This window comes from Streptomyces sp. NPDC033180 (genome assembly GCF_055577645.1).
In genome coordinates, this window is record NZ_JBVIPU010000017.1 from 125,758 (window position 1) to 135,942 (window position 10,185).

General features: G+C 69.8%; 13 protein-coding genes. 2 read left to right on the forward strand and 11 right to left on the reverse strand.

Features of this window, described 5'->3' with window-relative positions:
• Positions 1 to 30: 30 nt before the first annotated feature.
• Positions 31 to 303: a hypothetical protein gene (locus ACZ5WE_RS33140; protein ID WP_467694152.1), complete on the forward strand. Its 273-nt coding sequence runs from the start codon at positions 31 to 33 to the stop codon at positions 301 to 303.
• 593 nt (positions 304 to 896) lie between these two features.
• Here ACZ5WE_RS33140 and ACZ5WE_RS33145 read toward each other — a convergent pair.
• The 8 genes from ACZ5WE_RS33145 to ACZ5WE_RS33180 all read right to left on the reverse strand — a co-directional run bounded on the left by ACZ5WE_RS33145 (position 897) and on the right by ACZ5WE_RS33180 (position 8,044).
• The gene (locus ACZ5WE_RS33145; protein ID WP_467694154.1) at positions 897 to 1,169 is read right to left on the reverse strand and encodes a Clp protease N-terminal domain-containing protein; all 273 of its coding nucleotides are present in this window, start codon (positions 1,167 to 1,169) and stop codon (positions 897 to 899) included.
• Positions 1,170 to 1,542: 373 nt separating this feature from the next.
• Positions 1,543 to 2,460: a LysR family transcriptional regulator gene (locus ACZ5WE_RS33150; RefSeq protein WP_467694156.1), complete on the reverse strand. Its 918-nt coding sequence runs from the start codon at positions 2,458 to 2,460 to the stop codon at positions 1,543 to 1,545.
• A gap of 73 nt (positions 2,461 to 2,533) precedes the next feature.
• Positions 2,534 to 3,868, reverse strand: a complete 1,335-nt coding sequence (locus ACZ5WE_RS33155; protein ID WP_467694158.1) for an MFS transporter — start codon at positions 3,866 to 3,868, stop codon at positions 2,534 to 2,536.
• Positions 3,865 to 5,010 carry a M20 family metallopeptidase gene (locus ACZ5WE_RS33160; RefSeq protein ID WP_467694160.1) on the reverse strand — a complete coding sequence of 382 codons (1,146 nt, stop codon included), beginning with the start codon at positions 5,008 to 5,010 and terminating at the stop codon, positions 3,865 to 3,867. Before ACZ5WE_RS33160 ends, ACZ5WE_RS33155 begins: the two co-directional genes overlap by 4 nt.
• Positions 5,007 to 5,684, reverse strand: a complete 678-nt coding sequence (locus ACZ5WE_RS33165; protein WP_467694162.1) for a DUF1028 domain-containing protein — start codon at positions 5,682 to 5,684, stop codon at positions 5,007 to 5,009. The genes ACZ5WE_RS33160 and ACZ5WE_RS33165 overlap by 4 nt, the downstream gene beginning before the upstream one ends.
• Positions 5,681 to 6,148: a RidA family protein gene (locus ACZ5WE_RS33170; RefSeq protein WP_467694164.1), complete on the reverse strand. Its 468-nt coding sequence runs from the start codon at positions 6,146 to 6,148 to the stop codon at positions 5,681 to 5,683. The genes ACZ5WE_RS33165 and ACZ5WE_RS33170 overlap by 4 nt, the downstream gene beginning before the upstream one ends.
• A gap of 31 nt (positions 6,149 to 6,179) precedes the next feature.
• A complete protein-coding gene (locus tag ACZ5WE_RS33175) occupies positions 6,180 to 7,430 on the reverse strand; it encodes a flavin-containing monooxygenase (RefSeq protein ID WP_467694165.1) in 1,251 nt (416 codons plus the stop codon).
• Positions 7,431 to 7,630: 200 nt separating this feature from the next.
• Entirely contained in the window at positions 7,631 to 8,044 is a 414-nt protein-coding gene (locus ACZ5WE_RS33180) for a hypothetical protein (protein ID WP_467694167.1), read from the reverse strand.
• 34 nt (positions 8,045 to 8,078) lie between these two features.
• Between ACZ5WE_RS33180 and ACZ5WE_RS33185 the strand changes: the two genes are divergently transcribed.
• On the forward strand, positions 8,079 to 8,210 hold the full coding sequence (locus tag ACZ5WE_RS33185) for a hypothetical protein (protein WP_467694169.1): 132 nt from the start codon (positions 8,079 to 8,081) through the stop codon (positions 8,208 to 8,210).
• A gap of 607 nt (positions 8,211 to 8,817) precedes the next feature.
• Here the strand turns inward: ACZ5WE_RS33185 and ACZ5WE_RS33190 are convergent.
• The 3 genes from ACZ5WE_RS33190 to ACZ5WE_RS33200 form a co-directional block, all read right to left on the reverse strand.
• A complete protein-coding gene (locus ACZ5WE_RS33190; RefSeq protein ID WP_467694171.1) occupies positions 8,818 to 9,204 on the reverse strand; it encodes a hypothetical protein in 387 nt (128 codons plus the stop codon).
• Between the two features lie 72 nt (positions 9,205 to 9,276).
• Positions 9,277 to 9,675, reverse strand: coding sequence for a hypothetical protein (locus ACZ5WE_RS33195; protein WP_467694173.1), 399 nt, complete (start codon positions 9,673 to 9,675; stop codon positions 9,277 to 9,279).
• A gap of 37 nt (positions 9,676 to 9,712) precedes the next feature.
• Entirely contained in the window at positions 9,713 to 10,027 is a 315-nt protein-coding gene (locus tag ACZ5WE_RS33200; RefSeq protein WP_467694174.1) for a hypothetical protein, read from the reverse strand.
• Between the last annotated feature and the right edge of the window lie 158 nt (positions 10,028 to 10,185).

Below are 10,185 nucleotides of genomic sequence, written 5' to 3' on the forward strand. Positions count from 1 at the left end.
CAGGCCTGGCAGAGCGCTGCACTGCCGCACTTGGCCGCAGCCACTGACGCCCGCACGACCCGCCAGGGCTACCAGCTGACAGTGCTGCTGGGCATGTGGGGCTCGGCATGCGTACGCCACGTCGTCCAGGCCGGCCAAGCCTCCGCTCGCGACGGGGTGCTCCACGAACTGGCCGTGCACGACTGCCGTTTCGCATCCGTCTCGGGCAGGTCGCCGAGCGCACCGGAGCAGGCCACCCGGACCGGGACACTTACCTCTCCTACTTCCACCGATACTTTCACCGACGGGCTTTCGACCGTGTGATGGCATGCATCGCGGCGTAGTGGCGCCTTGGGGTTTCTGGTGAGTCTTGGACCGGTTGGCTACCGGGAGGTCGGGCCGGCATCAGTGAGCAGGGGAGCGGCGGCTCGGCGCTGCCTGGGGGGAGGATCTGGGTGTAGATCCAGCGGGCCCGCTGCGCCTCGGTGTGAGCCTCCTCCGGGCGGTGTTGGGCGTCCAGCAGAGCGGCCAGTTCGGTGCGGGGTCCCGTTACGGGTTTCGTAGCAGCGCCAACGACACCAAGCCGTGCTCTTCTCCAGCTGCATCTGCTCGGCAGCCGCAGCGAGGGTTTCCCAAAAGCCGAGCTGAAGCGGGTGGACGTCGCCGAGTTCCTCCAGCAGTCCGAGAGCCACCTCCCACTCGTCGTGGGTCAGGGTGCTCCCAGACATCGTTGACCGTGATGTCGTTCTCCGTGGCGATCTCTTCGGGGACCAGCAGGGAGGGGGCTTCCAGAAGCTTGGGGACATCGATGCCCTGATTCTGGACCTCGTGTCGGCCTACTCGCGAAAGTGCTCAACGAAGTACAGAGGAAGGCGCTCAGCCTGGTGTTCGGTTTCCCCTTGCAAGGTCCAGGATCTCTAGTCCGGCGGAATGATCATGTTGCGTGACGGAGTGTTGTAGGCGGGCGATGCCATGAGGTCCACAATGGCAGCATGGATGGCCATCGGATCCATGAGTGTTGCCACCGCCTGCGTCGGCACGGCTCCCGAGTCCTCCAGAATGGCGAGCATCAGATGCTCCACCCCCAGGTAGGAATGGCCCATTTCTGAAGCCTTCCGCGCTGCCGCAGTGAGAACTTCCCGCACCCTTGGAGTGGGCTGCGGTGTTGCTGCATCCGACACTTCTGCCACCTCTTCACGCAACCAGGGTGAACTGAGTCGAGCTGTGCGACGCCTGCGGAACCAGAGGAGAGAAACTGTTGAACTGCACCGCGGGGAGGTGGTTTTCCAGCCCTCGCCTCGATGTAGCTCTACCGACCGCGTGGCCGAGGGTGAGCGCGCCGCTCGCGCCGATTGCGGTGAACGCTGCCTACGCCGTGCCCACCAGCAGCTTCGCCGCCAGCGCCAGTGCTGCGACCTGGCCCAGAATCCCGGTGGCGCGTGAGGACAAGCTTCGGCCTGCCAACAGTGAGCCGCGACGCCGCTCCGGCCCGGACCGAGGTCCAGCGCGTGATCCGTGTCCAGGGGCGGGCGGTGGCGGGTTGCGTCGAGCTGTAGCGGGCTTCTACGACTCGTCGGCGCTCGCCCGCAGCACGTCCATCACCGCACGGGCCCGCGCGGTCTGCGTCATGCCGTCCAGCGTCGCGATCCTGACCTCCAACGGGCGCCCGGCGTCGCGGAGTTCGAGTTCCGCGATTTCTCCACCGCCGTAGGTCCGGCCGGTCGCGGGGCGCTGATTGAGCACGGAGTAGCCGAGGCCCCGGCCCACCATGGAGCGCACGGTCTCGTAGCTGCGGGTGCGGTAGCGGACGTCGGGGGCGGTGCCGGTGGCGGCGACGAGGGAGCGAAAGTAGTCGCGGCTGTGCGGGAGGTCGAGGAGGACCAGCGGTTCCGCGGACAGTTCGGCGAGGCGCACGCTGCCTCGGCTCGCCAGTGGGTGGTCGGCCGCGACGATGACGTAGGCGGGGGCACGGGCGATCGTCTCGCTGCGCAGCTGCGGCTCGGTGGACAGGCCCAGGTCGTAGGTGAGGGCGAAGTCGATGCGCCCCGCGGTCAGGGCCTCCACGAGTTGGTCCGCCTCCGCCTCCACCACGTCGATCTCGATGCCGGGGTGGAGGCGCGTGCACTCGCTGAACAGGCGCGGCAGATAGTAGGGGGCCAGGGTCACGAAACAGCCCACGGTCACCGGCCCGGAGAGCGCCGCGCCGTCCCCCCGCGCCTCCAGTTCGACCTCGCGCGCGCGGGCCAGGAGGTCACGGCCCTGCACCCGCAGCCGCTCCCCGGCAGGGGTCAGGGTCAGGCCCCGCCCCCGGCGGCGGATGAACAACTGCACCTGGAGGTCCCGCTCCAGATTGTGGATGGCGGCGGACACGGCGGACTGCGCGATGTGCAGCTCCGCCGACGCCTCCGTCATCGAGCCGCGTTCGGCGGCGACCAGGAAGTAACGCAGCTGAACGAGCGTGAAACCCAACGGCGACGTCATACGAGCCCTCGTGCTAGGCGAACCGGGTGCGGGGCCGACTCTAGGCGCCATCTACGTCCGATCTAGGCGCCCTCTACGTCCGAGCCGCCACGTCCTCGGCATGCAGCAGCGCCGAACCGGCCGTCTCCTTCAGGGAGAGCGCCGCGATCAGACCGCCCACGGCGAACACCATCAGATACGGGCCCGGCACCAGCGTGCTCCCGGTCGCCGAGATGAGCAGCGTCATCAAATACGGCACGGTGCCCGCGAACAGCGCCGCCGTCACGTTGTACGAGATCGAAAGACCGCTCTGCCGGGTGCGCGTGGGGAAGACCTCCGCCGACCACACCGCGTACGTGCCGAGGATCGCCGCCAGGATCGCGCCGAGCGCGAGACCGGCGATCCAGGTTCCGGCCATCCCGGTCCTCATCAGCCAGAACGCCGGGGTGGAGACGACCAGGAGGGCCGCCGTCGCCCCGATGAACACCGGCTTGCGGCCCACTCGGTCGGAGAGCCCGCCGAACAGCGGCACCAGCACGAGGCCGAGCAGGGAGATGACGGTGGACAGCAGGGCCGCGCTGTCGGCCGAGTGACCGAGGTGGTCGGTCTCGTAGGTGACCAGGTAGGTCAGCACCGCGTAGAAGGGGACGTGCATGGCCGCCATCAGGCCTGCAGCCTGCAGCAGTTGGCGTTTGTGGGAGCGGAGCAGTTCGCGGGCCGGGCTGCGCGGGACGGTGTCGTTCTCCTCCAGCGCCCGGTACTCCGGGGTGTCCTCGATCTTGTTGCGGATGATCACGCCGATGATGCCGAGCGGCGCCGCGACGAGGAACGGGATCCGCCAGCCCCAGGAGGTGAGCTGGGCGTCGTCGAGCCCCGTGGACAGGAGCAGGAAGACGAACGAGCCGGCCAGGAAGCCGAGCAGTGAGCCGACCTCCAGCCAGCTCACACCGAATCCGCGCCGTCGGCGTGGCGCGCTCTCCGCGAGGAAGCTGGCCGCGCTGCCGAACTCGCCGCCCGCCGCGAACCCCTGGATCAGACGGAGGACCACCAGGAGGACCGGGGCGGCGACCCCGATCGAGTCGTAGCCGGGCAGCAGGCCGATCGCCAGGGTCGCGCCGGACATCATGAAGATGACCAGGGACAGCGTGCGCTTGCGGCCGATCCTGTCGCCGAGCGGCCCGAAGACGAGGGCGCCGATCGGCCGTACGCCGAAGGAGACGGCGAAGACGCCGAACACCGCGAGCAGTCCGGTCGTGCTGTCACCTGCGGGGAAGAACACCTTCGCCACGGTGCCGGCGAGATAGGCGTACGCGGCCCAGTCGAACCAGTGCACGAAGACGCCGACGGCCCCCGCCGCGATGCTGCGACGCAACGTGGCCACGTCGGTGGGGACTTCGGCCGTGGTGTCCTGAGGCTCGGTCACGGTCATGTCGACGCCTCCTCTGCCGGTTGGCCGCGGTCCACGCCCGTCCACGCCAGCGCCGTCGCCGCGTCGAGCAGCGCCCGCTGTGCGGTGGAGCCCACGCAGTACGCGGCGAACTCGTGCTGGTGGTTGGTGGCGGGCAGCGAGCCGATGCCGATGTAGGGGTGGATGGCGGGCACCACCTGCGACACGTTGCCCATGTCGGTGGAGGCCCGGTTCATGCGCGCGGCCTGGCCGGGCGGGGCGAATGCCCGGCCCAGGGCGACGGCGTTGGAACGGTAGTGCGCCAGAGCCTTCTCGTCCGCGCGGAACTCCGCGTACGGCTTGCTCTCGGGTTCGATCTCCAGGTCGCAGCCGGTCGCGAGGGCGCCCGCTTCGAAGGCCCGCATGACGCGCGGCTCCAACTCGGCGAGTTCCGCGAGGGTTTCGGCCCGTACGTACCAGCGGCCCGAGGAGCGCTCCGGGATGGCGTTCGGTGCGTCCCCCGCATGCGTCACGACGCCGTGCACGCGCGCGGAGGCCGGGAGCTGCTGGCGCAGCAGGCCGATAGCGACCTGCGCCACGGTGAAGGCGTCGGCCGCGTTGATCCCGGCCTCCGGGTAAGCGGCGGCGTGCGCGGACTTGCCGGTGTAGGCGACCTTCGAGTGGCTGACGGCGAAGGGGCGGGCCTCGGCGACGTCGACGGGCGCCGGGTGCGCCATCATCGCGAGGTCGACTCCGGCGAAGGCCCCCCGGTCGAGCAGCTCGATCTTGCCGCCGCCGCCCTCCTCGGCGGGAGTGCCGTAGACCTCGACGGTCAGCCCGGCGTCGTCGGCCACGGCGGCGAGGCCGAGCGCGGCGCCGACCGAACTCGCGGCGATGAGGTTGTGCCCGCACGCGTGCCCGAGGCCGGGCAGCGCGTCGTACTCGGCGCACAGTGCGATCCGGGTGGGCCCGTTGCCGAAGGACGCGTGGAACGCGGTGTCCAGACCCAGGTAGGACGCGGTGACGTCGAACCCGGCTCGGTCGAGCAGCTCCGGCACCGAGGCGGCCGCCCGGTGCTCCTCCCAGGCGGTCTCCGGGTCGGCGTGCAGGCGTTCGGACAGCGCGACCAGATCGTCGGCGTGCCGGTCGACGGCCGTGCGGGCGGCCTCTTTCAGGGCGCTCATCGTTCATATCCGGGAACGCCGTACGAGGGCGAGGTCGCCGGGGCGAGGCCGCGCGTCACGTAGTCGTCGCGCTGCGGCAGCCACACGTCGAGGAGCTCGCCGAGCCGCTCGATCGGGTCGTCGGCCCAGTCGACGCGCAGGTCGGTGACCCGCCAGCCGACGTCCGCGACGACCGCCATCCCCGCCGAGCGCACCGGGCCCTGCTCGCCGCCCGCCGCGACAGCGGCCTTCATCGCGGCGATCAGCCGCTCCTCGAGCTCTCCGGTGGCCTGCTGGTACGCCTCCAGGAGCACGCCGGGGATGTGCTTCCCCGACAGCATGTTGCCGGCCGCCACGGCGCCGTCCGCGGTGGCCGACGCGTAGGTGCCGAGAGTGTGCGGGCCGCTGTAGGCGAAGCCGGGGCCTTCTCGCCCCAGGACGGTCAACTGCCGGTAGGCGATGGTCTTTTCGTTGGCTGTGGCGCCGGTGACGTCTGCGAGGGTGCGCTCGGCGTCACCGTGGGCGGAAAGGCCGTCTAGGAGGGCCGTGCCGAGCATGGGGTCGGTGATGTTCTGTGAGCTCGCGGCGCCGACGCCGGGCCGCAGATGGGCGATGCGGGCGGCGACCGCGGGGCTGGACGAGCTGCCCGCGATGCCGAACCGCTCACCGTCGCGTACGACAAGGGAGAACGTCATGCCCGCTCCTCCCTCGGAATGACGGCGACGGTCCTCGGAATGACGGCGACGGCGTCGATCTCGCACAGCCACTCGGGACGGGCGAGCGCCGAGACGACCAGGCCGGTGGAGATGGGGTGGACGCCCTTGGTCCAGCGCCCGACCGTGCGGTACACGGCTTCCCGATACCGCGGATCGATCAGGTAGATCGTCAGCTTGACCAGGTGTTCCATCCGGCTGCCGGACTCTTCGAGCAGCATCTTGATGTTGGCCATGGCCTGCTCGGCCTGCGCCTCGGCGTCGCCGACGCCGACGGATGCGCTGGTGTCGAGGTCCTGGCCGATCTGACCGCGCACGTACACCGTGTCGCCGGCGACGACGGCCTGGCAGAGGTCGTTGTCGAGGCTCTGCTCGGGATAGGTGTCGCGGGTGTTGAACGGCCGGATCCGGGTGTGCCCGCCGGCCACGATCGGGGCGTTTGCCATGGTCTGCTCCTCAGCTGGTGCCGTACGCGGGTCAGTTGGTGCCGTACGCTAGGTATCCGCGCCGGGTCGTGATGTGATCGGCGATGTACCGGGCGTCGTGCCAGACACCCCAGATGAAGCTCGACCCGCGACGGGACAGCCAGGGCAGGCCCAGGAAGTAGACGCCGGGCTCGCAGGAGATGCCCCGGCGCTGGTCGGGCCGGCCGTTCTCGTCGAACGCGTCGACGTCGAGCCAGCCGTAGTCGGCGGCGAAGCCGGTGGCCCACACGATCGAGGTGACCCCGGCCTCCGCCAGGTCGAGTTCGAGCCGGGGGTCGCTCACACACGCCGGATCGGGGCCGAGGACGTGCGCCTGCGGCTCCTCGGGGAGGTCGAGTCCGTTGCGCTCGACATACGCGTCGGCCCCCCGCAGCAGCTCCAGGTACTTCTCGTCGCCGGCCGCGATGTTCGTGGCGAGGTCGGGCGCGAAGCGCAGCACACCCTTGTCGTACGACGCGGTCATGCCGACGAGTTCGACACCGGTACCGGCGAGCGCGCGGAAGTCCACGGTGTGGCCGCCGCGCGCACCGCTGACCGCGATGGTGACATGGGCGGCGCCCTGCGGCGGCGTGGTCAGGTCCCAGAGCCCGAGCACCCCGAGCCACCAGCAGAAGTCGCGCCCCCGGTACTCGCGCGGCGGCCGGTCGTGCGGGCCCACGGACAGGAACACGCGGCGCCCGGCCCTGCGCAGCTCATCGGCGATCTGCACCCCGGAGGAGCCGGCACCGACCACGAGGGCGGCGCCCTCGGGCAGTTGCTCCGGATTGCGGTAACCGCTGGAGTGGATCTGCGTCGCCACCGCGCCGTCCGGGACGATCGGCGGGATCACGGGTCGCTGGAAGGGGCCGGTCGCGGCGACGACGAACCGCGCGTCGATGGAACCCTCGGACGTCTCGACCCGGAAGCCCGGCCGGCCCTCGTGCTTGCGCACCGACGTCACCTCGACGCCGCAGCGGACCGGGGCGCCGATCTTCTCGGCGTACGCGACGAAGTACTCCGCGACCTGTTCCTTCGTCGCGAAGGCGTCGGGGGCGATGTCGGGGAACTCGAGGCCGGGGAACCGGTCGTGCCAGGCGGGCCCGTTCGCGACCAGGGAGTCCCAGCGTTCCGTGCGCCAGCGCTCGGCGATCCGGTGCCGCTCGATGACAATGTGCGGTATGCCCTCGGCCCCCAGGTGCTCGCTCATCGCGACGCCGGCCTGGCCCGCCCCGACGACGACAACTTCCGTCTCTTCACTCGCCATTTCGGCCTCCAGTCAGGCGGTAGTCCACCTATCTTTGGGTGCCTCCGAAACCCTGTCCAACAGATGTTTCCGTGGAGAGTGATCTGATTTTTCGATGCAGGCCCGCAGGCGCGGACTGTCCGCAGAGCGACGCTCGGCGGACAGTGTGGCCCGGTTCCATCGGCCGCTGGGGCGTACGTCGGCGCCTGCGGTTGTCGACGTCACACGGTGATCGCGCCGTCCGGCGCCGAGCTGACGGCTGCCGCGTACTTGCTGATGTGCTCCTGCGCCAGCACCTTGCGGGCGAGGGCGAGGGCGAGGGCGTGGGAGGCGGTGTGCGGCGTGACCACGTGGCCGTGACGGTGCAGGTCGCCTATCTCCTCCCAGTTCATGGCGAGCCGTTCACCGCGCGGGTTCTCCGGCACGAGCTTGATCCGGTTGGCGAGGACGTAGTCGAACTGGGTCTCGACCGGGGCGCCCACGAAGGCCGTGCAGACGACGAACCAGACGACGACCCCGGCCTCCGCGCAGGCAGCCGCGGCGACTTCATGGTTGTCCCGGTACCCCTCGTAGAAGGCTGGCCGCAGCCCACGGCGCGCGCTTGTGCCACACTCCGGTTCGCGAGAAGCGCTCAAGGTCGGCGATGGTGACTGTCGCGAAATTCTCCGCATGGCGATGCAGTTCGGCCACCAGCTTGTCTTTCCAACTGGCCGGAGTGTGGTGGTAGTTCACCATGCGCAGGAACTGGCCCGCACGCAGATCGTCTTCCGTGCGTTCCGCGCTGATGCTCTGCTCGGCTGACAGTTGCCGTTGCGGGCCGTGTGCGTGGCCCGTCGACGTCGACGTCGACGCCGACGCCGACGCCGATGGGCCGGGCGGAACGCGGTGGGATCCCAGGCCTGAGTAGGCGAGGGGCTGCAGAGGACACACCACTGTCTCTTCCTCCGTGGGTGCTTCGAGCTGATCGCGGTAGACCGAGAAGGCGTCAACGAGTTCGGAGTCAGCGGGGTGCGGGGGAGGAGCGGCTGGATCGCTCGATGGGGTGCGCGGATCGCCGGCGGACAGGGTGGAGCGCAAGGAGACGAACTTCGGCACGCCCCGGCGTCCTTCACCAGGTCCTGATGGCCTCCAGGGCGCGGTGTGGGCTGAGTGCGGAGAGATCGTGCGACAAAGAAGCTCCTCAATGCCGTGATCAACTGACGCTGCCACCGTGCTGGTTCACGCGACCGGCGGCAACAAGGCGCACTCTTTGACTGAGATTGCTCCGACTCGTCGCCGCCCGGCTCACTGCGCGGCCCGGAGGGCCGCGCCCTCTGGACGCGGTCGCGAGCTGAGGGGGCGCCGACTCCGATGCGGGGCTTCTTGAACGCTGAAGGCCCCCAGGTGCGGTGACGTGAAGGCCGAGGTTTCAGGCGTGGGCCTTGCAGGGGCCGCCGCCAGTGGTGATCGTGCAGCGCTGGCCGCCGCGCTTGCGCACTCCGCAACGCATCGCGGGGTCGTGGACGTGGCACAGACCGGAAGGGCCAGGCTGGTTGGGGCAGGGGCGGCCCGCCTTCGTCGTCTCGCGGCAGGCGGACACCGAGTGCTTCTTGCAACGGATTCCGCCGGTGGCCGCGCCGCATCGCTTGTCCTTTCCGATGGGCGCACCGCACTGCTTATCGGGGTCGTGGACGTGACACAGACCGCTCGGGCCCGCCTCGATGGGACACGGGGCGCCCTTTTTGGTGAGGCTGCGGCACTCGATGCTCACGGACCTGATGTTCTCGACCATCGACTCGATGTCGTCGGATGCCATGACGTACTCCGGCGGGTACAGGGCCTGTTGTGGGCCTCGGTCAGGGGTGCAGGCCGGAGTCTGACATATCGATCAGGACGGCAGGTCGAGATCAAGGCAACGGCACGGCTCCCCGTCGCAGCTTGTGACGCACGGCAGCGTGCCCGCGTCCGTGAGCTTGCGGGCATGGTGGTTCAGCGTGTGCCCACACGTGCAGCGCCGGTTCCCGTCCGCCTCGGCCGCGCGTCGGTAAGCCTCGGCGTGCCCAGCCGCCAGATCGGCTTCACGCTCCGCTTCGGTCAGGTTGAGGTCGAGTCCGATCGTGTCGAGGCCGTGGGAGTCGAGCTGCTGGAGGTCGAGGGCGGCGAGTGCCGTGGCGATCTCAGGATGGGCTTGGGCGGCGGTACGTAGGGTGTGCAGCGCATCGGCGTGCGCGCGAGCCGCCTTGGCGCTCTGTGCCCACGCGTTCGCCCGGTGGTACACGTCCAGCATGGCGCGGCTCCGTTCCTCGGGGTATCGGTTTGTCTGGTCAGGGTGCCTGGCAGCACTGACAACGTCGATCCGTAGGCAGGGGGATGTCGGTGCTCTTCACGCAGGGGTAGTAGGTCATGCCGTTCTCGCGGCGGGCGAGATGGTGACGGATGACGAGGTCGTGGTTCTCGGCTATCTGGGAGGCCATCGTCATCGCGCGGTCGATCGTGGAGGCGGAGCGGGTCTCGATGACGTTCAGTCGTCGCGCGTTCGTGCTCGGGCGGGTGCCCAGCGTCGCGCCGTACCGGTTGACGACGATCTCGAAGCGCGGGCGCAGTGCGTCGGGGTCGCGGCGGGGACGGTCGTAGTGCACGGAGCGGGGCCTTTCAGAGTGCGTGGGGGGGGGGGGGGGGGGGGGAGCGTCCGTTGTGGTGGACGGCGAGATCGACAACCCCCCACCCTGCACCCCCGACAACTTCCGTTTAAGAGGCTAAGGGGTCAGGGGGGCGCTAAACCCAGGTGTTCCCTCCC